General features: G+C 69.7%; 23 protein-coding genes. 11 read left to right on the forward strand and 12 right to left on the reverse strand.

Going from position 1 to position 22,792, the window contains the following annotated elements:
- Positions 1-226: 226 nt before the first annotated feature.
- From DWB77_RS06070 to DWB77_RS06085, 3 genes are all read right to left on the reverse strand, one after another.
- Positions 227-2,500, reverse strand: a complete 2,274-nt coding sequence (locus tag DWB77_RS06070) for a SpoIIE family protein phosphatase (protein ID WP_246033427.1) — start codon at positions 2,498-2,500, stop codon at positions 227-229.
- Positions 2,497-2,901, reverse strand: a complete 405-nt coding sequence (locus DWB77_RS06075) for an STAS domain-containing protein (protein ID WP_162952453.1) — start codon at positions 2,899-2,901, stop codon at positions 2,497-2,499. The genes DWB77_RS06070 and DWB77_RS06075 overlap by 4 nt, the downstream gene beginning before the upstream one ends.
- Before the next feature lie 368 nt (positions 2,902-3,269).
- Entirely contained in the window at positions 3,270-3,746 is a 477-nt protein-coding gene (locus tag DWB77_RS06085; RefSeq protein WP_162952454.1) for a VOC family protein, read from the reverse strand.
- Between the two features lie 709 nt (positions 3,747-4,455).
- Here DWB77_RS06085 and DWB77_RS06090 point away from each other — a divergent pair.
- The 3 genes from DWB77_RS06090 to DWB77_RS06100 all read left to right on the forward strand — a co-directional run bounded on the left by DWB77_RS06090 (position 4,456) and on the right by DWB77_RS06100 (position 5,759).
- Positions 4,456-4,590: a hydrophobic protein gene (locus DWB77_RS06090; protein ID WP_120720264.1), complete on the forward strand. Its 135-nt coding sequence runs from the start codon at positions 4,456-4,458 to the stop codon at positions 4,588-4,590.
- 123 nt (positions 4,591-4,713) lie between these two features.
- Positions 4,714-5,337: a hypothetical protein gene (locus DWB77_RS06095; protein ID WP_120720265.1), complete on the forward strand. Its 624-nt coding sequence runs from the start codon at positions 4,714-4,716 to the stop codon at positions 5,335-5,337.
- Complete coding sequence (locus DWB77_RS06100) at positions 5,334-5,759, forward strand: hypothetical protein (RefSeq protein ID WP_246033428.1); 426 nt, start codon at positions 5,334-5,336, stop codon at positions 5,757-5,759. The genes DWB77_RS06095 and DWB77_RS06100 overlap by 4 nt, the downstream gene beginning before the upstream one ends.
- Positions 5,760-6,040: 281 nt before the next feature.
- Here DWB77_RS06100 and DWB77_RS06105 read toward each other — a convergent pair whose 3' ends face one another.
- Positions 6,041-7,195, reverse strand: a complete 1,155-nt coding sequence (locus tag DWB77_RS06105) for a N(5)-(carboxyethyl)ornithine synthase (RefSeq protein ID WP_120720266.1) — start codon at positions 7,193-7,195, stop codon at positions 6,041-6,043.
- A 477-nt stretch (positions 7,196-7,672) separates the two neighbouring features.
- Here DWB77_RS06105 and DWB77_RS06110 point away from each other — a divergent pair, with 477 nt between their 5' ends.
- Positions 7,673-7,810 carry a hypothetical protein gene (locus tag DWB77_RS06110; RefSeq protein ID WP_162952455.1) on the forward strand — a complete coding sequence of 46 codons (138 nt, stop codon included), beginning with the start codon at positions 7,673-7,675 and terminating at the stop codon, positions 7,808-7,810.
- A gap of 191 nt (positions 7,811-8,001) precedes the next feature.
- Here DWB77_RS06110 and DWB77_RS06115 read toward each other — a convergent pair whose 3' ends face one another.
- From DWB77_RS06115 to DWB77_RS06130, 5 genes are all read right to left on the reverse strand, one after another.
- Positions 8,002-8,301, reverse strand: coding sequence for an STAS domain-containing protein (locus tag DWB77_RS06115; protein ID WP_246033429.1), 300 nt, complete (start codon positions 8,299-8,301; stop codon positions 8,002-8,004).
- A gap of 1,436 nt (positions 8,302-9,737) precedes the next feature.
- Positions 9,738-12,116 (reverse strand): phosphoketolase family protein, encoded by a 2,379-nt coding sequence (locus DWB77_RS06120; RefSeq protein WP_120720268.1) that lies wholly within the window; start codon positions 12,114-12,116, stop codon positions 9,738-9,740.
- A gap of 459 nt (positions 12,117-12,575) precedes the next feature.
- On the reverse strand, positions 12,576-12,743 hold the full coding sequence (locus tag DWB77_RS37630) for a hypothetical protein (RefSeq protein WP_162952456.1): 168 nt from the start codon (positions 12,741-12,743) through the stop codon (positions 12,576-12,578).
- A gap of 32 nt (positions 12,744-12,775) precedes the next feature.
- Positions 12,776-13,132 (reverse strand): PRC-barrel domain-containing protein, encoded by a 357-nt coding sequence (locus tag DWB77_RS06125; protein WP_120720269.1) that lies wholly within the window; start codon positions 13,130-13,132, stop codon positions 12,776-12,778.
- A 203-nt stretch (positions 13,133-13,335) separates the two neighbouring features.
- Positions 13,336-13,617 (reverse strand): hypothetical protein, encoded by a 282-nt coding sequence (locus DWB77_RS06130; RefSeq protein ID WP_120720270.1) that lies wholly within the window; start codon positions 13,615-13,617, stop codon positions 13,336-13,338.
- Between the two features lie 981 nt (positions 13,618-14,598).
- On the opposite strand from DWB77_RS06130, the gene DWB77_RS06135 reads away from it, so the two are divergent.
- From DWB77_RS06135 to DWB77_RS06165, 7 genes are all read left to right on the forward strand, one after another.
- On the forward strand, positions 14,599-14,961 hold the full coding sequence (locus tag DWB77_RS06135; protein WP_120720271.1) for a PRC-barrel domain-containing protein: 363 nt from the start codon (positions 14,599-14,601) through the stop codon (positions 14,959-14,961).
- 574 nt (positions 14,962-15,535) lie between these two features.
- On the forward strand, positions 15,536-16,099 hold the full coding sequence (locus tag DWB77_RS06140; RefSeq protein ID WP_120720272.1) for a DUF5994 family protein: 564 nt from the start codon (positions 15,536-15,538) through the stop codon (positions 16,097-16,099).
- A 5-nt stretch (positions 16,100-16,104) separates the two neighbouring features.
- A complete protein-coding gene (locus DWB77_RS06145; protein WP_162952457.1) occupies positions 16,105-16,377 on the forward strand; it encodes a hypothetical protein in 273 nt (90 codons plus the stop codon).
- 88 nt (positions 16,378-16,465) lie between these two features.
- Positions 16,466-17,329, forward strand: coding sequence for a slipin family protein (locus DWB77_RS06150; RefSeq protein ID WP_120720274.1), 864 nt, complete (start codon positions 16,466-16,468; stop codon positions 17,327-17,329).
- Positions 17,330-17,415: 86 nt separating this feature from the next.
- Positions 17,416-17,856 (forward strand): DUF5994 family protein, encoded by a 441-nt coding sequence (locus DWB77_RS06155; RefSeq protein WP_120720275.1) that lies wholly within the window; start codon positions 17,416-17,418, stop codon positions 17,854-17,856.
- Positions 17,857-18,172: 316 nt separating this feature from the next.
- Positions 18,173-18,844 carry a GAF and ANTAR domain-containing protein gene (locus DWB77_RS06160; protein ID WP_246033430.1) on the forward strand — a complete coding sequence of 224 codons (672 nt, stop codon included), beginning with the start codon at positions 18,173-18,175 and terminating at the stop codon, positions 18,842-18,844.
- Entirely contained in the window at positions 18,841-19,572 is a 732-nt protein-coding gene (locus DWB77_RS06165) for a GAF and ANTAR domain-containing protein (protein WP_120720277.1), read from the forward strand. Before DWB77_RS06160 ends, DWB77_RS06165 begins: the two co-directional genes overlap by 4 nt.
- Before the next feature lie 622 nt (positions 19,573-20,194).
- Here DWB77_RS06165 and DWB77_RS06170 read toward each other — a convergent pair.
- The 3 genes from DWB77_RS06170 to DWB77_RS06180 all read right to left on the reverse strand — a co-directional run bounded on the left by DWB77_RS06170 (position 20,195) and on the right by DWB77_RS06180 (position 22,774).
- Positions 20,195-20,920, reverse strand: coding sequence for a GAF and ANTAR domain-containing protein (locus tag DWB77_RS06170; RefSeq protein ID WP_120720278.1), 726 nt, complete (start codon positions 20,918-20,920; stop codon positions 20,195-20,197).
- A 407-nt stretch (positions 20,921-21,327) separates the two neighbouring features.
- The gene (locus tag DWB77_RS06175) at positions 21,328-21,747 is read right to left on the reverse strand and encodes a DUF6841 family protein (RefSeq protein WP_120720279.1); all 420 of its coding nucleotides are present in this window, start codon (positions 21,745-21,747) and stop codon (positions 21,328-21,330) included.
- Positions 21,748-21,817: 70 nt separating this feature from the next.
- Entirely contained in the window at positions 21,818-22,774 is a 957-nt protein-coding gene (locus DWB77_RS06180; protein WP_120727426.1) for an SDR family NAD(P)-dependent oxidoreductase, read from the reverse strand.
- Positions 22,775-22,792 lie beyond the last annotated feature (18 nt).

The following is a 22,792-nucleotide window of genomic DNA, read 5'->3' on the forward strand; positions in this document are numbered from 1 at the left end:
CGTCGCCACTGGCCATCCAGCGCAACCGGCACCACGTTACCCACCCCCCGACGCGGACACGGCAAGGGGCGCCTCAGCGGTTCGGGCCACGTGCCGTCGTCCCGCAAGCGCCTCTCACGGGGGGCAGGAGTCGACACGCTCTCGGTCGGAATTCTCAGCCGAGCTTCCACTTGGCGCCAGGACTGGAGACGACTGGCGGCGTTCGCCCAGTACGCGAGCGGGGAACTCAGGTCGCCCGTCCACGGCGGGAGGCGTGCCGGGGTTCGGTGGCGGTCAGGACCAGGACGGCTTGGTCGTCGTCGATGTCGTGGTCGCCGGTGAAGGTCCGCACGGCCCGGGTCAAGGCGTCGATGACGTGCTGGGCACCCGGCTGGTGCGGAGCACTGGTCAAGGCGTCGGCGAGACGCGCCTCGCCGAACTGTTCCCCCTTGGCATCACGCGCTTCGGTGATGCCGTCGGTGTAGAGCAGAAGACTCTCGTGCGGCAGCAGCCGCAAGTGGCGGAGGGTGACATCGGGATCGGGACTGATGCCCAGCAGGCCTCCGCGGGCTTCGACAGGGTGGGCGTCGTGGGCGGTGTCGAGGTGCAGGGGGAGGGTGTGGCCGGCGCGGACGAGCGCGATGTCCAAGCCCTCGGGGCCGGGGGTGAGTTGACCGTAGACGAGGGTGACGAATCCGGTGCCGTGGCTGTCGGGTCTGTTGGACAGGGCTCGGTTGATGGCCTTCACGACGTCCTGTGGGCCGGGCAGGAACGGGGCGACGGCGCGGGCGGTGTGGCGGACCAGGGCCGTGGTGGTGGCGGCGATGGCGCCACGTCCGCAGACGTCACCGAGCATGAAGGCCCAGCGGCCGTCGTCCAGGGGGAAGACGTCGTAGAAGTCGCCGCCGATGTCCAGTCCTTCACCGGCGGGGTGGTAGTAGGTGGCGACGTCGGCTCCCGGAACCGCGGGCAGGTCGGGCAGGAGCAGGCCCGCCTGGAGATCGCGGGCGAGGGTGGCACGATGGGAGTATTGACGGGCGTTGTGGGCGGCGGAAGCCGCGCGGCGGGCGAGTTCCTCGGCCAGGGCGACGGTGTGGCCGTCGAAGGTGTGCGCGCCGGTGGACAGCAGAGTGACGGTGCCGAAGGCGCGGCCCCGGTCCGTCAGGGGGACGCACAGATAGCCCGTGACGTCGAGGTCGTGCCAGGGGCCGGGGCCGGTCGGGGTGCGTCGTGCGACCTCCCTGGTGCCGGAGGCCAGAACACGGGCGACGGCGTCGTCGGCGGCGTCATAGACCGGGATGTGGGAGGCAAGCAGCTCCTGCTGGGCCTGAGTGGGAGCGGCGGTCGCGACCCGGCGCACCCGTCCGCCCTCGATGATGTCGACGGCGCACAGGGGAGCCAGCTTCGGCACACAGGAGGCGGCCAGACGCTGAAGTGTCTGGCCGGCGTCCAGGTCGGAGGTCAGGGCTGTGCTGGTCTCCAACAGGAAAGCGAGGTCGTCCCGGGCGGCTTCCTCTCGGGCCTCGGCCCTCTTGCGTGCCTGTTCGGCCTGATGACGCTCGATGGCCAGGGCGGCCGTGTCGGCGAAGACGCCGGCCAGCGCGAGGTCGGTATCCTCCGGCACGCGCGGAACGCGGTGGTACATCGCGAAGGTGCCGAGGAGGGAGCCGTCGCGCGCCAGGATCGGCGTCGACCAGCAGGCGGCCAAACCCGCCCGGTCGGCGAGGTCGCGGAAATCGTCCCAGAAGGGGTCCTTCGCGATATCGCTGACGATCACCCGCCGGCGCCGGTGCGCGGCCGTGCCGCACGAGCCCACGCCTTCCCCGGTGGCGATGCCGTCGATGGCTTGGTTGTAGAAGTCCGGAAGGCTCGGCGCCGTGCCGTGGCGCAGATGCCGCCCGTCCGCGTCGGCCAGCAGAACCGAGACCAGCACCTCTTCCGGTGCCAGGTCCTCGATGACGCGGGCCATGCCTTCCAGTACCTCGGGGAGCGGCGCCTGGCGCGCGATCTGTTCCAGCAGGGCGCGGTGCTCCGCGGTCAGCCGCTGGGCTTGCTTGACCTGGGTGGTCTCCACCCCGATCACCCGCACGCCCATGACGTTGCCGCCGGCGTCCAGGCGGGGCTCGTAGGTGAAGTCGAAGAACGCTTCCCTTGCCTTGTCCCCCTGCCCGAGCAGCACTCGGGCATCGCGCTCCGTGTGCGGCTTTCCGCTGCGGTAGACCCGGTCCAGCAGAGCGATGAACGGTTGCCCCGTCAGCTCCGGCACGAGTTGCCCCAGAGGCGCGCCGGCTCGGCCGCGTTCTCTGCCGCCCAGGGCAGCGAAGAGGGCGTCATTGGCCGTCTCCACCATGTGGGCCGGTCCGGCCAGGGAAGCGAACACGGCCGACGACTGTCCGAACAGCGCCCGCAGATCGTCCTCACGCGGATCAGCGCCCACCCGGCCCGCGGTGCCGGAGTCGCCGGCCGCCAGGACGGGCAGGGCGGCCTGCTGCTTTCCACGCGTCATGTTTCCACGCGTCATGCGCTGAGTCCCTCATTCGTCTGGGCCGGACCATCACTGCCACCGGCGGCTACGACACGGCCGTTCCTACCGAGCGCGCCGGCGACGTGGGGGTACACCGAGAGCACCTCGTCCAGACCCGTCAACGCGAACAAACGGGACACCTGCGTCGGCATCGCGGCCAAGCGCAATGCCCGGCCCTGGGCGGACAACCGCCGGTGAAGCCACAGCAGCGCGCTCACGCCGGAGGAATCACAGAGCAACAAGCCGGAACAGTCGACCACCACGGGGCCCGCACCCCGTCCTTTCAGCAACTCGCTCTCCCCGGCCTCGTGCAACTGCACCATGCTGTCGAAGTCCAGCTCACCGCGCAGTGCGAACACCACGCTCTGTTCGACCCTGCTGACCTGCACCGAGAACACGCGCAGCTTCCTCCGTGTGAAGCCTCCACCGACAACCCCCACCTATTAAAGAGCGCTCACACCCCACCTGCCCCGGCACGGCCGTTCAAAGCGACAGCTCGCACCCGGGCCTCTCCAGACGTTCGCGCGGCCCGATCCGGCTGCTCGTACGATCAACCGCTCTTCCGCGTTGCCAAGGAGTTCTGCCCGGTGCCCGCCATCATCCCGCCACCCCGTTCCGCCTCCGCTCTGCTGTCCGTGCGGTGCCTGAGCCGGATGGAGGAAGGTGAGCAACCGGAGGCGCCGCTGTGGGCGGCCGGCCACGGCTTGCGGTGGGTGCCCGCCTGGCCCGCGCCGTCCACCGAGCCGTACACGCCTCTTTGCCCGGATCACCAGGCGTAGATCCGGGAGATGATGTGGGTACGGGTGGTTTGGTTTGGCTCAGGGTGTGTGATCACCACGGGGACGTCGCTGGGGTCACGGCCTTCGGCCCAGGTGAAGCCGTCGCCGATCTGCGTACCGATGTAGGCGTCGTGCTCCTTGAGTACCTGTTCGCAGCGGTGCAGCGCGGAGATGCTCGGCGCGGTCCAGATCAGGCACTGGACACCGATGCCGCCGGGCGCGCGCGGGGCTCGCTCGCCGAGGGCCCGCAGGTAGAGCTCGGAGCCTCCGTCGCTGACCAGGAGGGCCGCCTCGCGTGTGCCCACACAAGCCTGAAGGTTCAGGAGTTCTCGGTAGAACCTGATCGACTCACCGAGGTCCGACACGTACAGCACCGCGGAGGCCAACCGCATCCCTGCCGCCGGTAGTGCCGTGTCGTGCGCTTCCGCCCCTGCCGGCAGTCGGGCTTTCGTCCTGATGTTCATGCTGGTCTCCCTCGCATGGGATTCTGAGTCCGGTTTCCGCGCCTCGCCAGGCTGTGGTGCCCGTGGCGTTCCCGCGGGCGGGAAGCGTCATGGGACCGGCGCCGGTGCGCATTGGGTGAGCTTCCAGGCGCGCATCCGCGCGCTCGACCGTGGTTCAGGTACTTGACGCCCCGTCATATTCTGTGCCGGGAGGCAGACTTGGGGACACTTATCGCGCCGCTCGACGCGGGGCCTGCCCGGGGCTCGTCTCCTGCGAGGTACGAGGTGGAGGGCAGGGTCCGGTCACCGGATCTGTCAGGAAAGCTGGTGCCGGAGGGGAATCGGGATGAGCACGCGAGTAACGGATCCACCGCGTCACGGTCGGGCCTCCGTGTCGGAAAGGACGTTCCTGGATTCCGCGGGGTCCGGGCGAAGCGGGAGAGTCAAAGCCTTGCCCTGAATGGTGGGCCGGCCTGCCCTGCACCGTGTCCGGCAGTCAACTCCCGTGCGGGTCTCCTGTCAACGTCCAGGATGCGCACATGATTTGCAGACGTGAGGCCGGCCGTGCTGGTGCTGCCGGGGACCGTTGACAACGGTCGCGGACGGCCGTTGACTGACGGGTGGCGAGGGCCACGGCGCTCCGGGACTTCCGGGGCGCGCCCTGCGCCACCTCGCTTCGCCAGGACCCCGCGGAACGCAGAACGCACTCCCGCGAACCGGAGGTCCGGCCGTGCCTCTCTTGATCGTTCTGATCGTGCTGGTCCTGGCACTGTTCGGGGTCGGCTTCGCCCTGCATCTCTTGTGGTACGCCGCGGCAGTGCTGCTGGTTCTGTGGGCCGTCGGCCCCCGCGCCCACCCCAGATGAGGTGAGCCGGTCCCTGCCTCCCCTCCGTGACGAGGACCGCACGCCGGGTCCGGCCGACAGGAGGCAGGCGTGACCGGAGACGGGCCATGGCACGTTCCCATCCACGCGTCGGAAAGGCACCTCATGTTGATGTTCGTGCTGGTGGTGGTCGCTCTGGTCATCGTGACCATGGCAGCCGTCCTCGTCATCGGCTTCGGGCAGCGCCGCGGGCGGGGGCTGAAGAAGCGCTTCGGCCCCGAATACGAGCATGTCGTCCTGCGGCACAAGGGCGATGCCGACGCGGCCGAAGCAGAACTCGGCGAGCGTGTGAAGCGGCACGGAGCTCTCAAGGAACGGCCGCTGTCGGCTGAGGCCCGCGAGGGGTACGCCGCCCAATGGGTCAGTATCCAGGCGGAGTTCATCGACTCGCCGTCCAAGGCCGTCTCCGACGCCGACACGCTGTTGTCACGGCTGGTCGAAGACCGGGGCTTCCCACCGGGCAAGGACTACGACGACCAGGTGGCCGCCCTCTCCGTCCACCACAGTGATCACGTCCGTGGCTACCGGGACCTGCACACCACGGCTCAAAACCACGGCACCACCCAAGAGATGCGCGAGGCCATGATCCGGGCCCGCGGCCTGTTCATCGCGATGACCGCCGAGCGCCCCGCTCCCTCAGGCCGGCCCCACCTCGATCACCACGGCCACCGCGACCCGCAGCACCGGGGCCCCGGACGCCATCATCGGAAGGGAAGCACCACCTCATGACCCACGACACCGAACGCACACGGCAGCCCGCGGCCTCCCTCCCGGACCCCCTGGATCACCACACCCCGCGCCCTCGGAACCCCGCTTCCACCACGGACCCGCGCACACCCTTCACCGACTCCGACGGCCTGCCCCGCACCGCGGGCTTCGAACCGCGGCTCCTCCCGGCCGGCGCGCGGGACAAGCTGTCCGTCCGTCTCCAACAGGCTGTGAACAACTTCATCGACAGCCCGCGCCACGCCGTGGAGGAGGCCGACGCCACCTTCGACGACGTCGTCGGCCGCCTGAACGGCGCGCTCGGAGAGCGCCAACGTGCCCTCCGCGCGAACTGGCAGAGCCAGGACACCCAGGCCGAGACGGAGGATTTGCGCGTCGCGCTACGGGAGTACCGCGAGATCACGGAACGACTGCTCCAGATGTAAGAAGCGCCTCCGTGCCGCCGAACAGCCGTGTCTCGTCCAGCAGTTGCACACGGTCCATCCGGAGACACCGGGGCGCGCGGATCATCGACGAACGGCACGAGTGCCGTGCCGACTGTCCGCTGTTCCCGGTCTCCGGCTGTGTCGATCGTCCCTCCGTGGCCGCAACCGTCTTCCGCGGCGGTTAGCCGACGACCGCAGACGGCGTACGGACTCCGACGGATGGCCACGCACGACGACGTACGGGGCCGGGAGTTCAAGCCCGGGTCTCCTCGGGTGGCGGCTCAGAGCAGCGCGTGCGGGTACTCCTCGGCGCGGTGCTGGAAGGCCAGAACGGCGGGGTTCTGAACGGTGCCGCCGCGGATCTCGATCGCCCGGCGAATCGTGCGGTCACCGTCCCAGCCGGCCGGCCCCTCGAGGACCGGCCGCAGAAACGGGATCAGCGCCTCGCTGTTCTCCCAGGTGGCCGCGTCCCACAGGTAGGAGGGGCTGTGATCCACGGCGTAGTAGTGCACGTGGTCGCCGATGGTGAACATCGGCTCGTTGAAGGTGGTGGGCCGAGCCCAGGCGAAACCCATGCCCTCGTCGCACGAGACGTCGATGACGAGGGTGCCGGGCGCGAGCTTCGCCAAGTCCTGCGCTATGAGGAACATCAGCGGCGCCGCGGTGTCCTGGAGCACGCAGTTGACGATGATGTCGTGCCCCGCGAGGAAGTCCGCCAGGGGCTCGGGGCCGTTCTCGGTGAGCGCGCTGCTGCGCCGCGGGTCGGAGGTACCGTCAGCCACGTCGTGGTCGAAGTGCACGATCCGTGCCGAGTGGATCGGCGAGCTGACGGCGGCGGTGCCGCGCGCGGTCAGGACGTCCACGTCGTGAACGCCCAAAGCGCTCAGCGCGGTCACCGCACCGCGAGCGGCGGCGCCGAAGCCGATCACCACCGCACGTCGCCGGCGTCCGTAGTCTCCGGTCGTCCCGGTCAGTTGCATGGCGTGCAGCACCGACGAATAGCCGGCCAGCTCGTTGTTCTTGTGGAAGACGTGGAGGCTGAAGCCACCCTCCCGCGTCCAGTGGTTCATCGCCTCGAACGCGATCACCGTGAGTCTGCGGTCGATGGCGGCCTGGGTGACCTTTTCGTCCTGCACACAGTGCGGCCAACCCCACAGCACCTGTCCCTCCCGCAGCTCCGCCAGGTCCTCGTGCAGCGGCTTGGTCAGAAGGATGACGTCGCACTCCGCGATCAGCTGCTCACGCGAGCGGAAACCGGCGACCAACGGTGCGAGCTCGCGGTCCGGAACACCGAAGTGTTCCCCGTAACCGGCCTCCAGGTAGATGCTGCGCTGAAGGTCGACGTCGATGCGGTCGAAGTGCGCTGGATGGATCGGCAGACGGTGCTCGTTCTCTTTGCGCGTCTGCGACATGATGCCGAGCTTGAGCTGCTGCAAAATAGTCCTTTGGTTACTGCCTGTTTAGCACATCCCTGAGCCCCGAGGCCGGGTCAGCAGCGTTCCGCGGGGGCGGGGTGCCGTGAGCGGACGGGCGGGCTACGGACGGCGACGAGAGGTTGACCGGCGAGTCGCCGTCGCCCGCTGAGATCCGTCCGTGCGCGCGACTCCTTCCGCGCCGGAGGAAAGCTCCGAGGCGAGGAGAGCAGTAGCGGGCTGGCCGATCGCAGTTCTTCGGCCCAAGTAGGCTTCCTGGGACTGGTGTTGCAGGTATAGACGTCAGCGTAGGGATCACCCGACAGTCGTTCAGCGCCCGGAGGCCGAGGCCCGGACCGCGGGCCGTCGGCACGCGGCAACCACCGAACCTCGGACCACCCTCCGAAAATACGTGGTCTCCACCATGAAGCGCCCCTAGGATTCTGGGGTTTGCAGGGATTGTCCCAGCACGCGCTTCGGGAACCGGGGGGACTTCTCATCATGCCGATCACGCCCATGGCCTTGGTCATGCTGACCCTCCTGGTCCTCGCGATGAAGGCGTTCGACACGGCGCCGCACCGCCGAACCGCGGAGCCCGGCATGGAGTCGGAGGGCGCGGAAACGGGGACTCCCCGGTGACCGCACCGTCCCCGCAGCACCCCGGACGGGCCTCACGGCGGCGCGCGCAGACAATGGGCCGCCCGCCGCCGGTCATGTCGTCGCTCCGTTCCGCTGGTCGCCCGGCCTGCGGGGCATGACTCCGGACGTCGGGCGGTCACGGACCGCGCCGTCGCGCCCATGGCCTTCTGCTTCGTGAGAGCCCTGGTGGTTCAGTGCTTGCGCTTGAGGGCCTCCTCAACCGTGGCGAGGGGACGGAAGAGCTCCTTGAGCCCGGTGGCTTCGAGGATCCGCAGGTGCCACGGCCGGACACAGACCAGAGCCAGGCGACCATCACGTTCCACGGCCCTGCGCCTTGCCCGGCAGAGCAGACCGAGGGCGGAACAGTCGAGGAACTGCACGGGCCGCAGATCCACGATCACCTCAGCCCGGTGCGGGGCGGTGGCGGCGTCGGTGTGCACCTGGATCTCAGGGACGGTGCTCAGGTCGATGGTGCCGCGGATCTCGACCACGGTGACACCGTGAAGGAGGTAACTGCGCGCGTGCCGGTACGGAACCGGCGATATTTCCGGCATCGCCATCGAATGGCGCTGCCCTGACGCTGCGTTCGCATCCCGGATGCCCATGGGCGGTTCCTGACGTGGGGGCCCCGCTGCCGGGGGTTCGTGGTCGTCGGACCGTCACCGGGGGCTGGGGCAACGCTCAACCAGCATAAGAAGTACGGGAGTTGCAGAAACGTCAACGCGTCTGATCGTCCATCCATACGAGTGGCAACGACCCCTGCCCCTTGACACGTGCACGTTGGGCACAGGCCGTGGCCGGAAGTTTCGACGCGTCGAACGAAGCGGTACGGGCAGGGCGGCGCTCAGTTCCTGGACCGGGAGCCGGCGGGAACGTCCTGGTGCGGGCGGCGCCCCCGGGTGGCGCGGCGGCAGCAGCGACCGTTCCGGGGTGGCTGCGGGGGTGGGTGCGCCAGCCGGTCCCCAGGCGCTCGCGCCCGGAGGGGTTGCCTCCGGCCAAAGTCGAGCCGGGCAGGGGTAATGCGGGATGCCCGGGAGTAGGTTCGAAGAGCACTCATGGACGCGCCGCACGGTGAACCGGACTCTGCTGTCGGACAAGGGCCGGACAGGAGGTGCCGCGGGCGGCACCGTCCCGGACTGGTCGGCATTGCCTTCCGGGAGAGCAGGCGTGCAATCTGCTGGGTCTCATCCGGCAGCCCGCGGTCGTGACAGCGAGTCCATGCCCATGGCGAAAGGCCCGGACGGGAGGTGCACCCGGGTCCCGGTGGGCAGTTGGGCCCTACGCGGTATCGACGTGTTGCAGGACGGCCGCCGCCCCTTCGCCGACGGCGCGGCGACGGCCTCCTGCGCGAGGAGGTGGGCTCCCCTCCGCACCCTCCTCGCTCCCCCCGTCCTCGACGGCACCCGGGGTCCGCGGGAATGGCCCCGGCTCGAACTGCCGTGAGGGGACGAAGGGCCGGAGTCGCCGCACACGGGTGCGGCGACTCCGGCCACCCCGGCCGAAGGGGTGAACGGTGACGCAGACCCGGGGGCTGGGGGCCAAGAGGCGGACGGCACAGTCACGTGCCACGGGACGCGCGTACCGCTCGCCATTGTGTCCACTGGGCATCGTAGGCCGGACTCGCCGCGAGGCAACCATGCGAATCCGGCCGCTCCACACCCGCCGCGAGCGGAATCCCACCGGTGGTCCCGCCCCGGTGAAGAAGCCCCATCGGCCTGTCGGACGCCGACCTCGGCATAGCGTCGTCGGGCGAACCGGAGCGCATGAAGGAGAAGGCGCGAGCGCTCACGGAACTCCTACGGCCCTGGCGAGCGAAGTCCCGGGCTGCGGCTCGGCCCGCACGAGTACGACGGCCGCTGCGTCCTGGCGATGACGCCCTGCGAGACCCAGCCCACGCCCTCTGTCGACGCCGGGTCGTCGTCGGCGCTCAATTCCAGGTCCAGTCGGTGACTTCGGGGAGATCGGTGCCGTGTTCCCGGATCCAGGCATGATGCCGCAGCCGGGTGTCCGCGAGTTCCTGTCGTACGCTCCCGGCGCGCACCGCCAGGCCCGGGACGCGGTCGATGACGTCCATGGCCAGGCGGTAGCGGTCGAGGTCATTGCGTACGACCATGTCGAAGGGCGTGGTGGTGGATCCCTCCTCCTTGTAGCCGCGAACGTGGAAATGGGCGTGCCCGGTGCGGCGGTACGCCAGACGGTGGATCAGCCACGGGTAGCCGTGGTAGGCGAAGACGACCGGCCTGTCGGCGGTGAACAGGGCGTCGAACTCCGCGTCCGCCATGCCGTGCGGATGCTCTTCGGCGGGGAGCAGCCGGGCCAGGTCCACCACGTTGACGACGCGTACGGCCAGATCCGGTAGGTGGCGGCGGAGCAGCCGTGCGGCGGCCAGCACCTCCAGGGTCGGCACGTCGCCCGCACAGGCGAGCACGACGTCGGGTTCGTCGCCGGTCTCGGTGCCGGCCCAGTCCCAGATCCCGGCGCCCCGTGCGCAGTGGCCTCGGGCCTCGTCGAGGGTCAGCCAGTCGAAGCAGGGCTGCTTGCCCGCGACGACCACGTTGACGTAGTCGCGGGTGCGCAGCACGTGGTCCGCCACCACGAGCAGGGTGTTGGCATCCGGGGGGAGGTAGACCCGCACGATCTCGGGGGACTTGTTGAGTACGTGGTCGATGAAGCCCGGGTCCTGGTGCGAGAAACCGTTGTTGTCCTGCCGCCACACATGCGAGGTGAGCAGGTAGTTGAGGGAGGCGATGGGGCGGCGCCACGGAATCCGACGTGTGGTGCGCAGCCATTTGATGTGCTGGTTGACCATTGAATCCACGATGTGGACGAAGGCTTCGTAGCAGGAGAACACCCCGTGCCGACCGGTGAGGAGATAGCCCTCCAGCCAGCCCTGGCAGGTGTGTTCGGACAGGATCTCCATCACGCGACCGTGCCGGTCCAGGTTCTCGTCGACCTCCAGCGTCTTCTCCTGCCATGCCTTGCCCGTGGCCCGGTACACGTCCTGGAGCCGGTTGGAGGCCGTCTCGTCCGGGCCGAACAGCCGGAAGTCGCGTCGTCCTGCCGTGCGCGCCATGACCGTCTCCAGCAGACCTCCCAGGACCCGGGTGGGTTCGTGCTGCATCGCGCCCGGCTTGTCGACCGGCACGGCGTACCCCTCGAGGGACGGCATGGGAAGGTCGCGTACCAGCAGGCCTCCGTTGGTGTGCGCGCTCGCGCCGAGGCGATGTGTTCCCTCAGGTATGTACTCCAGTACCTGCGCGCTCGGGCGGCCCTGGTCGTCGAAGAGTTCACGCGGCCGGTAGGAGCGCAGCCATTGTTCCAACTGTTCCAAGTGGCGCGGGTTTTCGCGGACCGCGGCGAGGGGGACTTGATGGGCGCGCCAGGTGCCCTCCACGAGAAGACCGTCGACCTCGGCCGGACCGGTCCAGCCCTTGGGCGTGCGCAGAACGATCACCGGCCAGCGTTGGCGTTCGGTGACGCCCTCGCGGCGGGCCTCGTGCTGGATGGCGTTGATGCGGCTGACCGCGGTGTCCATGGCTTGCGCCATGGCAGCGTGGACGTGGAGCGGGTCGTCGCCCTCGACATGGAGCGGGTCGTGGCCCAATCCGCGCAGCAGGTGGTCGAGTTCGCCGACGGGGAGTCGGGCGAGTATCGATGGGTTGGCGATCTTGTAGCCGTTGAGGTGAAGGATCGGCAGGACCGCGCCGTCGTGGACCGGGTCGAGGAACTTGTTGGAGTGCCAGGAGGCTGCCAGCGGCCCGGTCTCGGCCTCCCCGTCACCGATCACGCAGGCGACCAGCAGTTCCGGATTGTCGAGCGCGGCGCCGTAGGCGTGGGAGAGCGAGTAGCCGAGCTCACCGCCCTCGTGAATCGATCCGGGGGTCTGCGGCGCGACATGGCTGGGCACTCCGCCCGGGAAGGAGAACTGGCGGAACAGCAGCGCCATGCCTTCCGCGTCACGGCTGACATCCGGGTACGTCTGCGAATAGCTGCCCTCCAGCCAGGAGTTGGCGAGGACGGCCGGCCCTCCGTGGCCGGGTCCCCAGACACAGATGGCAGCCATGTCCTGGTTCTTGATCACGCGGTTGAGGTGGGTGTGCACGAGGTTGAGACCGGGCGATGTACCCCAGTGGCCCAGCAGCCTTGGCTTGATGTGTTCCGGACGGAGCGGCTCGTCGAGCAGCGGGTTGGCCATCAGGTAGATCTGGCCGACGGTCAGGTAATTGGCCGCGCGCCAGTGCGCGTCGAGCGCCAACAGCTCTTTGTCGCTCAGGTAGTTGGCTGGTTCCTGCTCGCTGTCGGACATGTCTTGGTTCCTCCATCTGTGGCCGCCTGGAGTGGTGAAGCGGTGCTGAACGGGCGGCCGGGCGCACCAGCGGACGATGGTGCCGTGCGAGCGGGGGCCTGGGGTGGGGCGGGAGCGGGAAGCCGTACGTGTCGGCCGGCGAGGTGAACGGGAGCGGAGCACGGACCGGACGGGCGGTCGCCGCGGGCGGCTGGGGTCAGCGGCAGGCCGGCCCGACTCGCGCATCGACGCATCGGCCACCTCCCGGGAGCGGAACCACGCGGTCGCAGCCGGGTCCGGGGCTTCGGTCAACAGCCTAGCTCCGCGCACTGATTACCGACACCCATCAGTACCGGCCTGGGGCCTGCCCGGTGTCCGCCCTGCGAACACGGCCGGCGTCGGCGCGCCGCGGAGCCCACGGGGGACCTGGTCCGTGCCCCTGTCGGCCCGGTGCCCTCGGAGAGGTCGGTCCGGGCGTGGTCAGCGCACCCGGCCCCGCCCGGAGTGGCGCCATCGCACCGCGAGATGAACCAAGGCGCCGGCGAACAGCACGATCGCGATGAACAGCAGATACAGCAGCCCATGGGCCAGCACGCCGATGAAGCCGAGCACGATCGCGGCGATGACCAGGAGCAGGAAGAAGACCATGATGCTGACGCCTCCTCGGCTGATGCCGGGCGCTAGCGACGGGCGAGCTGTCGCTCGCCGCCGGCACCGGGTTGGTAGGCCATGCCGTAGTGCGCGAACACCGCCGCCTCGTCCTCGGCGGGCAACACGTCGTCCGTGCCGATCGCCGGGCACTTCTTCACGAGCGCCTTTCCGTGGGCGACCTTCACATAGCCCGGTCCCACGATCGCGCCGTCCAGGGGCACGAAGACCAGGCGGTGGCGGGTGGGCAGACCGATCTCGACCGTGGCCATCGCCGGTTCATCGGTACGCGTGTCCACATAGACCGCCTCCAACGAGCCGATCCCGTGCCCGTCCGGGTCTACGACGTTCTGTGTACGCCACTCACGGATATCCGCGGCCTGGATCATCCTCACCCCTCTATTGCCACAACGGTGACTCCGGGTTCACTTCTCAAGTCTGCGCGCACTCGTCCACCCGCACCACAGGGTTCCATCGAGCGGAATCGTCCTCCCGGTCCGTCGCACCGCCGGAACTGTCGGGGCGAGGGCACGGGCAGCCCCATGTCGTGGCCGGCCCCGCGGTGTCCCAAGGGAAGCGCGGGGCCGAATCGTCAGAGCGCCAGCATGCGGACCGTGGCCTCCCGGTACTCCTGGAGGGCGATGCGAAGTTCCTCGCTCTCGACCCGGTTCTCCTGCCCTTGCCAATTCGCGCGCAAGGTGCCTTGCTGCCGTGCCGCGAGAGCGTTCGTCAGGCAAGTGACCATGTCGGCGAGCGCGTTGTCGGCCTCTTCCACGGCCCGATGCGGGCTGTCGGCGAAGTTGTCGACGGCCCGCTGGAGGCGAAGGGCCAGCTCCTCTCGTTCATCCGCCGAAAGGAGCCGGTGTTCCGCCACCCGGGTGCGTTCCGCGTTGGCGGATCGGGTGCGCCCGTCTCCTGGAGCCTGAGCCGGCTCGGGTCCGGTTGTCTGTGACGCGCGCCGCGTGGTGCGGTCCGGAGGATCAGCCTTGGGCTGCCGTGCGCGTTCGGAGTCGTACAGCATTACGTGCCACTTTCCTCTGCTTGGTGTCAGCCGTCGATGGTGCACATGGAGCCGGAGCCGCCGGCCGGAGGGCAACCGGTGTCGGGTCGAGCTCGACCGCGTGCGGGGAGGAGACGTCGGGCCTCGACCATGAACCGCCGCCACATCCCGACTCGGGCCACGTCTCATGGCTCACGGTCCGCGACAGCGGTCGCTCCCCGAGATCAGGGTCCCCGCCGCGCGGCAGGGCCGCGACTCCTGTTGTCCGCGGAGTCCGGGCGAAGCAGAACGGAGGCACGCCGTCCGGATGATCCGGGAAGTCGTGGCCTCACGCCTACCTGGCAGTCAACTCCCCGCACTCCGCCCTGTCAACGCGACGGCGATCCGGCCGGGTTCGCGGGCCGGGGGCGGGTCAAGGGGGTTCGAGCGGGCTCGACGGCCTCCTCCTGACGCGGTGGCTCGGCGGGGCCATTGACAGGACATGAGGAGCGGCGTTGAGTGACGGACAGGGCGCTGGGTCGTGACGCTCCGGGATCACCGGGGAGTCTCCTCCCACCCCTCGCTTCGCCAAGACCCCGCGAAACGCAGAGCGCACTCCTGCGAAGCGGAGGTCCGCCCGTGTTTCCGTGGTTCGTACCGCATCAGCCACCGCAGGTCCATCCTCGACCACGGGACGGGCGGCGTACGCCGAGATACTTCTCCCGGTGCCTCACCCGCACGAGAAGGGGGATCGTCATGCCCTTCGTGAGAAGACCAAGGACGTGCTCGGCCCCTGGATGCAACTCGCGGCGCAGGAAGCGTAGTTGAGAGTCCCCACAAGGACCCTCCCGCCCCCCGACGAGAAGGAGCACTTCCGTGAACGAGAACGTGTGGGCGTACCGGCCCGTGACCGCCCACCAGACGGGCATGGACCTGACCGGATACAAGGTCGAGGCGAGTGACGGCAGCATCGGCAAGGTCGACAAGCACTCCGAGGACGTCGACGCCGCGTACATCGTCGTCGACACCGCACCCTGGATCTTCGGCAAGGAGGTCCTCCTGCCCGCCGGCGTCGTGGCGCGCGTCGACCCCACGCAAAAGAAGATCTACTTGGACCGCACCAAGGGCCAGATCAAGAACGCACCCGAGTTCGACAAGGAAAAGCACCTCGGCAACCCCGACTACCACCAGCAGGTGGGCACGTACTACGCACACCCGCGCCCGCGCCCGATGATGTAGGCGCGATCGGCGGTCCCGCCGCGATGACGCGCCGGGCACCCTACCCGAGCGGCGGGGCGTCCGGCACCCGCCGTCGCCGGTGAGGACGGCCCGGCGACCGACGGCGACCAGTACGGCTGACCTCGTCCGGACAGGAACGGGCACCTCGACGGGAACGGCGACGCCCCTGGCTCCGATGACCACTGTCCCCGGGGCGCGCGGCGCGGCCGGGTCCGCCCCCTCTCCGCGGCGCGGCCCGTTCGGCGCCTCCCAACTCACGTGCCCTACAGAGGAGTTCAGCGGCTCCTCCGTGCGCTCTCGCGGCGCGGGCGGACCCGGCAACGCGGAACCCCGACGGAGCTCTACGGAGGAGGTGCTCCGTGCGCTTCGCCGCTACGCTCCGGCCGTCGTCCGGGCCCGACCGGCTTCGGGGACGAGTCCCACAACGCCGCACCAATTCCCATCGCCCGCCCCCGCCGAGGAGTACGGTTGAGGCATCGGGAGCACTTCGCACTCCGGCCTTCACGCCTCGTTCCCGGTGAGCCAAGACACGGGGTGTCGTCCCTGGACAGTGCCCCGGAGACAGGTCCGCGCCATGTCCGCGACCACGCCCGGCCGGCACTTCCCGCAGCGCGAACTCCCCGCGCGCGTCGCTCTGAAATCACCCGGCGGCTCCCCCGGACTCCTGGACGGTGCCTGGTGGCCCCGCTCCCGCGACCTGTTGCGTGAACTTCCCGCGCTGATCGACGTACTGGACCCGCGCTGGGCCCGGATCACTCACATCTGCGTGAACCCCCGGCTCTGGCCCGTCGTCCCGCGAAAGATCCCCGTGACCGGACATATGGTGAAGGCCGGCTGGTTCAAGGCCGAACAGGACCCGCACAAACTGCTCCTGCTGTCCTACACGGCCGGACGCTGGGACCTCCTCGTCGTCCCACCGGAGACCCCCGCCCCCGCGGCCGCCCGGCTGATGGCCGCCGCGACCGACGGCACCGGCCCCCAGCTCACCGCGAGCGGTCTCATGGCCGCGGAGGCGACCCACCACGACGCGACGGCCGTCGACCGGCTCCAGGACCGTGAGGAGGCGTGGGAGTACGAGGGCGGTGCCTCCTCGACCTACGCCGCCACCCCGGTCAGCCGCCTTCTGGTGGGGATGTGACCGCCATGGCCACGGCCCTGACCATCGTCGTCACCCTGCTCCTGATCGCCGCCGCGGCACGCGTGATCCACCTCCTCAACACCCAGCACTCCCAGAGGATCGCGCTGCACCACTACAGCCGCTTCCAGCCGGTAGGCCGAGGAACGCGCGGCAGCCCGGCACGACCGGCTCCTGGCATTGCCGAGCCGTCCGCCGTTGCGACCCACCGTGACCGGCGTGCGGGGGCCGCGGACGGCCGCGGCCCTCGGCGGAGCGTCCGCCGAGGGCCCAGCCGTTGATCCACGCCGCGTCCGCGTGGTCCACGGCCTTTCCGAGGCCCCCGCTCGGGTCCGGTGAAACCTCACCCTCGTCCATGGGAGCGCCACCATGTCGCTTGTGATCTCGCTCGGCGTCGTCATCGCCCTGCTCCTCCTCCTGGGGCTGGCCCTGACTCTGAAGATCGTCAAACAGTACGAGCAAGGGGTGCTCTTCCGGCTCGGACGGCTGGCCGGCACGCGTGGCCCGGGGCTGCGGACCATCATTCCGTTCGTCGACGTCCTGCACCGGGTGTCGCTGCGCATCGTCACCATGCCGATCCAGTCGCAGGGCATCATCACCCGCGACAACGTCAGCGTCGACGTATCGGCCGTGGCCTACTTCCGCGTGGTGGACGCGGTGAAATCGGTCATCGCCATCGAGAACGTGCACGCCGCGATCAACCAGATCGCACAGACCACGCTGCGCAAGGTCGTGGGCCAGCACACCCTGGACGAGACGCTGTCGGAGACCGACCGCATCAACCTCGGCATCCGCGAGATCCTCGACGTGGCGACCGCCGAGTGGGGCGTGGAAGTCACCCTGGTGGAACTCAAGGACATCCAGCTGCCCGACAGCATGAAGCGCGCCATGGCCCGGCAAGCCGAGGCCGAACGCGAGAAGCGCGCCAAAATCATCAACGCCGAGGGTGAATCACTCGCCGCGGCAGCGCTCGGGGACGCCTCCGACACCATGATGGCCCACCCCCTGGCACTCCAACTCCGCAACCTGCAAAGCCTCGTGGAGATCGGCGTCGACAAGAACACCACAGTGGTCTTCCCCGCGCCCCTGATGAGCACCATCGGCGAACTGGGCGCCTTCCTGAGCAGGGAGGCCGCGGCCGCGGCGCTGCCGCCGACTCCGCACCCCGTCGACCTCGCCAAGACCGCCCGAGCCCCGGGCAACGGATCCAGCTCGCTCCCCCAAAACAACTGACCGCCCGTGCCCCGCTCTCCTGGCTCCAGCCCTGGCCGGTCCGCGGGCCCCGTAGCCGCCCCCTCCCATCGAAGGGCCTGAACCCCGTGACCACCACACTCCCGTCCCCTTCGTCCCTGCTGCCGGTACGCCTGCGCCTGGTGCCACCCGGCAGCGGCCCCCACCTCGTCGACGGCGCCTGGTGGCCCCGCTCGGAGGATCTGACCGTCGAACTACCCCGCCTGGTAGGCGCGTTGCCCCACTCCTGGCCGCAAATAGCCCACGCCACCGTCAACGCCGCCCTCTGGTCGTCCTTCCCCGGCCGGCTCCTCGTGGCCAACCACGTGATCGAACTGCACCATGCCGCCGGCCGGTGCACCGCGGAAACCATCTGTCTCCTGGCCCCCGGTAGTGGCCGCTGGGACCTGCTCGTCGTTCCACCCGGTACCGACAGAGCCGAGGCCCTGCGCCTCCTGTCCGCCGCGGACGGCGACGCCTCCTCCACCCGAGGCAGCCTCTTCCCGCACGTGTCTGCCCATGGGGCATGAAGTCGGGCCGAAGCAGGACTGGATCGCCCTCGACCGCCGCTCGGGCAGACACACCGAGACCGATTCGGCCGCCGACGGGCAGCTCTGTTCGCCGTCCGTCCGTGGCCCACGCCGGTCGGGGCGGCGGGGTGTGCCTGGTCTACACTCGAAGGAGTATCTCCCTGCTGCTCGCAGGGACGGGCCTCGCCGAGTTGCCTCCCCCCTTTGCCGGCGTCCGGGACGTGTGTTTCGACAGGCGTTCCGCCGCGCACGCGCAGCCTGTCAGCCGACGGAAAGCGGGCACGTTGTAGTGGTCAGCGAGCGAGCCGCCAAGGTTTTGCGCGAACTCCGATCGGATGCCCACACGGACGATCAGCTCGCTGCCCTGTGCGCGCGTCTGTTGGACGCCGAGGGCCTGGCCGTCTCTCTGGTCCTGGACAGGGGACATACGGAGTTGGTGTGGTGCCACGGCACCGTCTCGGCCCGGTTGGAGGACCTTCAGTTCACGCTGGGCGAGGGGCCGGCACTCGACGCTCTCACCTTCGGCCGTCCGGTGCAGGTGCCCGAGCTCGCCCAGGTACGGACCGGACGGTGGCCGGCCCTGCTGGCAGCACTGGACGGTCTGCCGGTGCGGGCGGTGTTCGCTTTCCCCCTCGTGCTCGGTGCCATCACCGTCGGCGTCATGACCGCGGTGCGCTCTCGGCCCCTGCCGCTGTCCAGGGAGCAGGCCGACGACGCCACCGCGGTGGCCCGGCTGCTGACCGCGCGCTTCCTGGGCGGCGAACACGACACACCGCAGGTCCTGCACCGTGCGGTGGTCCACCAGGCCACCGGAATGATCAGCGTGCAGCTCGGGCGGCCGCTGTCCGAGGCTCTGATGCGGCTGCGCGCCTTCGCGTACGCCCATGACCGGCCGATCACCGAGGTCGCGCGGGACGTGGTGGCCAGACGGCTGCGATTCAAGGACGATGAGACCGGGCCCCACGTGCCCGTCAGGGATAGGGGATGAGTGTCATGGGTCGCGAGCAGCGTCTGGCCGAAATTTTTGTCGAGTTGGCGGACTCCCTGATCGATGACTTCGACGTCATCGAATTCCTCCAGAGCCTGTCGTGCCGGTGCGTGGAACTCCTGGAGATCTCGGCGGTCGGCATCATGCTGGGCGACGAGCACGGCGAACTCCACACCATCGCCGCCTCCGACGAGAACACCCGACTCCTGGAGCTCTTCGCCATCCAGCACGACCAGGGCCCCTGTGTGGACACCTTCCGCAGCGGCGTCCAGCGCACGAACATCGACCTCACGGACCCGAAGGCCACATCCGTCTTCCCGCACTTCGCCCAGCAGGCACAGAAGAACGGCTTCGCCGTCACCCACGCCCTGCCCCTGCGGCTGCGCACCCGGGTCGTGGGCGCGATGAACCTCTTCCACACCCAGCCGGGCACGCTCACCGCGGAGAACACCGCGCTCGCCCAGGCCCTGGCCGACATCGCCACCATCGCGATCCTTCAGCAGCGCACCCTGGAACAGACCTACGTCGAGCGCGACCAGCTCCAGGCGGCACTCACGAGCCGGATCGTCATCGAACAGGCCAAGGGCATCCTCGCCGAGCGATGGAACACCAGCCCCGACGACGCCTTCAACCGCTTCCGCGCCCACGCGCGTAGTCAGGGCCTGCGCATGTCCGATCTCGGCCGCCAGATCATCGACGGCGTCCCCGGACGCAGCGCCCTGTCCTGAGGCCGACCGTCCCCCCACAACGGGCCGCCTGCCGCCGACGGTCCCCCACCAGGAACACCCCGCGGCCGGCTGTTTCTCACCATGGAGCTCCTGCCGTGCGCAGCCGGGGCATTCGGCCCCTGCGACGGCCCTCTTCCCACCGCTCCAACTGCCCACCTCGACTTCGCCGCTCCGCCCTGAACATGGCCGGTCGCGCCCTATCCGGATCCGTCCTTCCGCTTTACGGTGGATGGGCAGGCGAACACCGGGGCTCGTACCAGTCGGCCCCGCCACGGCTCCCGGACCCCGAGCCCGTAAGACCACAAGGCCCGGCCGGAGCCGCAGCGCCCACATTCTGCGGCCCAGCCTCCAGGGTCCTCCGTGGCAGGATCCCGGGGTTCTCCCGCAACCCCCCTCCCTGCCGCTCAGGGCCCGCGCGTGGGCTACGACGAGGGGGAGCCTCGCATCCCACGCGCGTCCAGGGGCCGCCGCCACTGAGCGGCGGCCCCTGGACCCTCACCATCCAGACCGGCGACTCCCTCCGGCCAGACCTACTCGGACGACGGCGCCGAGCGCTCCTCGCGAGGACCTGTCCGGGGTCGACGTTCAGCCCCCGGTCCGTCATCGCGTGAAGGGGGTTCTGTCAGCCGGGCGGAGTGTCTCGGTCTTCCTCAAGGCGTAGTTGTCCGGCAAGGATGTCGCGGGCGACGTCTTCGAGGAGCCGTCGGTGGCTGAAGGCGTGGGCACGCATACGGGCCAGGGCGTCGGCCACGGGCACTTTGCTCGCTTCGGAGGCCACACCCGCCGCCTGGTGCACGATGGGCGGGTAGCCGGCCGGGCCCGCTTCCGGGGCCGCCTGTTCCCAGCCGATCAATGCGGGGTGAGCGTCAAGGGCGAGCAGCGCGAGGACCCGGGCGTAGGCTTCGATCCTGCTGAGGTCCGTCTCGCCGAGGACGGCGCGGGTGGTGTGGTAGAGGTCCATGGCGCCGACCGGGACACCGTTGCCGACGAGCAGCGGCACGGCCACCACGCTGCGGATGCCCAGCTCGCCGGCCGTCCGCACGAACACCGGCCACTGTGCCGAGCTGGAGTGCACCTCCACCTTCACGACGCCGCGTTGTCTGTAGGCCGCGGTGCACGGGCCCTCCCCCGCCACGAGCTGCGCGTCCTCCAGCCGGTAGCTGCGGTCGTCAGCGGCGTAGGCCACGGTCCTGATCCGGCCGCCCGTAATCAGACTGACCCCCAGCCCGTCCGCGCCCACGTCTTCGAGACACGCGGCCCCGGCGGAGGGCAACGCCACCGGCCGGCCCGCGCTGCTCGCGACATCGACCACGCGTTTCCACGCCGCGGTGTTCTGCCGGACATCCATGACGCAACCCCCAAGCCATCCAGGAGCGCGGTCGGGCCCAACCACTCACTCGCCGCACACACAAGCTTAGGTCCCGCAGCGGCGCACAGCGGACGCGAACCCGTCTCACGGCCCGCCCTCGCGGCACGGCCACGCGCGGATGTGGCCGAAGTAGGTGCCAGTGCCAGGCCGAGCGAGTCGGTGACGATGGCACGGCGCCACATGCTTCCGTTCTTGGCCGGCGAACCATCCTCACCCAGCAATGTGACACACCGCCAGAAAGAGGGTTTTCGGGTCTGTCAGCGGAGTGGGGATGCCGAGACTGACGCGGCGCGCCGCGAGCGCTCACTTCGGTGATCACGACCCCGCCGAGTTCCTGGGGCAGGCACTCCCACTGCTGCGGGCGACCGGGCGGGCACTGTGCTTCGTCAGCCGGCCAGGATCACGGAAGCCACTGTCCGCCATCCCGTATCGGTACGGGCGGCCAGGTAGAGCACACGGACACGCTGGAACTCCCGCCCCTGGCTGTCCTGGCGCACCCAGGTCACCTCGATGTGCGCGGCCCGCTCGTTGAGCGCGCGCACCACCGGGTCGAGGGCCTTGCTACCTCCGTAGTCGGCGTCGCGCAGTTCGCGCAGCTCTTGTGCGAGTCCCTGGGAGAGCGCCTCGGCGGAGGTGAGTACGGTGTGGGCCGTCCCCGTGGTCATGCTGATCGGCACCGAGAAGTAGCTGAGGAGCGGCGCGGGATCAGTGCTCCCCTTTGCTGCCAGTCCGATGAACGTCTCGACGTAGCTGTCGAACCATGCCTGTGCTTCGTTCGCGACGGCGGCCAGATCGGTGTGCGTCATGATTTCGTGACCCTTCTTGCGGAGATTTCAGGTGCGGGTTTCTTGGAGGCGAATGCGCTATGCCGTCGTGTCACCGGTTCGCGAACGCGTTGGTGCCGGTCAGTTGAGCGGACAGGGTCCACAGGCGTGCGGCCTGTTCGGGGTCGACCGCGTAGGGCCGGACTCCGGGTGCGTCGTCCTGGGAGAGCGGGGCGATGTCGCAGTCCTCCAGGTAGACGCCGCCGGTGTGGGTCAACTGCGGGGAGGCGGCCGCCCAGACCTGGGTGGCGGCACCCTGCTCGGGGGTCTTGAAACCGGGAGCCGTGTTGCCCTGGTCGTCGATCCAGCCGAGGGCGACCATCTCCCCGCGGGTCATGTGCCGCTGGAGCGGGGTCATGATGGCACCGGGGGCGACGGCGAAGGACCGCACCTGGTGCTCGCGGCCCAGGGCGTCGAGGTGGACGGCGAACAGCGCGATCGCGGTCTTGGACTGTCCGTAGGCGACGGCCTTGTCATAGCCGTTTGCGAACACGACGTCGTCCCAGCGGATCGGCGAGTAGCGGTGACCGGCAGAGCTGAGCGCGACCACGCGCGCGCCGCCGTCGGCTGCCAGGGCGGTCCACAGCCGGTTCGTGAGTGTGTAGTGACCCAGGTGGTTGGTGGCGAACTGCGCCTCCCAGCCGGGTCCGAGGCGGGTCTCGGGCAGCGCCATCACGCCGGCGTTGTTGATGAGGATGTCGATGCCGCGGCCGCTTGCCAGGAACTCGTCCGCGAAGGTGTGCACGCTGGTCTGGTCGCCCAGGTCGAGACGGCGCACCTCGACGCCGTCCACCGCGGTGAAGGCTTCCGGGGCCGCTTCCGGGCGGCGGACGGCCGCGACGACAGTCGCGCCGGCGCCCCGCAGGGCGCGTGTGGTCTCCAGCCCCAGTCCGGAACTGCCGCCGGTCACGACAGCGAGCTTTCCGGCGAGGTCGAGGCCGGCCAGGACGTCGGCCGTGGTGCTGTGGGCCCCGAAGCCGGAACCGATGGGCTGCTGTGCTGTCATGATCGCCATTCCTCGCGCATG

Origin of the sequence: Streptomyces hundungensis (assembly GCF_003627815.1) — a bacterium.
Lineage (GTDB): Bacteria > Actinomycetota > Actinomycetes > Streptomycetales > Streptomycetaceae > Streptomyces > Streptomyces hundungensis_A.

What these genes read in the sequence shown, in the direction of transcription:
- DWB77_RS06070 (WP_246033427.1), bottom strand. Translation starts at nt 2,500, where the DNA reads ATGACGCGTGGAAACATGACGCGTGGAAAGCAGCAGGCCGCCCTGCCC.
- DWB77_RS06085 (WP_162952454.1), bottom strand. Translation starts at nt 3,746, where the DNA reads ATGAACATCAGGACGAAAGCCCGACTGCCGGCAGGGGCGGAAGCGCAC.
- DWB77_RS06095 (WP_120720265.1), top strand. Translation starts at nt 4,714, where the DNA reads ATGTTGATGTTCGTGCTGGTGGTGGTCGCTCTGGTCATCGTGACCATG.
- DWB77_RS06100 (WP_246033428.1), top strand. Translation starts at nt 5,334, where the DNA reads ATGACCCACGACACCGAACGCACACGGCAGCCCGCGGCCTCCCTCCCG.
- DWB77_RS06110 (WP_162952455.1), top strand. Translation starts at nt 7,673, where the DNA reads ATGCCGATCACGCCCATGGCCTTGGTCATGCTGACCCTCCTGGTCCTC.
- DWB77_RS06120 (WP_120720268.1), bottom strand. Translation starts at nt 12,116, where the DNA reads ATGTCCGACAGCGAGCAGGAACCAGCCAACTACCTGAGCGACAAAGAG.
- DWB77_RS37630 (WP_162952456.1), bottom strand. Translation starts at nt 12,743, where the DNA reads ATGGTCTTCTTCCTGCTCCTGGTCATCGCCGCGATCGTGCTCGGCTTC.
- DWB77_RS06125 (WP_120720269.1), bottom strand. Translation starts at nt 13,132, where the DNA reads ATGATCCAGGCCGCGGATATCCGTGAGTGGCGTACACAGAACGTCGTA.
- DWB77_RS06140 (WP_120720272.1), top strand. Translation starts at nt 15,536, where the DNA reads ATGTCCGCGACCACGCCCGGCCGGCACTTCCCGCAGCGCGAACTCCCC.
- DWB77_RS06145 (WP_162952457.1), top strand. Translation starts at nt 16,105, where the DNA reads ATGGCCACGGCCCTGACCATCGTCGTCACCCTGCTCCTGATCGCCGCC.
- DWB77_RS06150 (WP_120720274.1), top strand. Translation starts at nt 16,466, where the DNA reads ATGTCGCTTGTGATCTCGCTCGGCGTCGTCATCGCCCTGCTCCTCCTC.
- DWB77_RS06165 (WP_120720277.1), top strand. Translation starts at nt 18,841, where the DNA reads ATGAGTGTCATGGGTCGCGAGCAGCGTCTGGCCGAAATTTTTGTCGAG.
- DWB77_RS06170 (WP_120720278.1), bottom strand. Translation starts at nt 20,920, where the DNA reads ATGGATGTCCGGCAGAACACCGCGGCGTGGAAACGCGTGGTCGATGTC.
- DWB77_RS06175 (WP_120720279.1), bottom strand. Translation starts at nt 21,747, where the DNA reads ATGACGCACACCGATCTGGCCGCCGTCGCGAACGAAGCACAGGCATGG.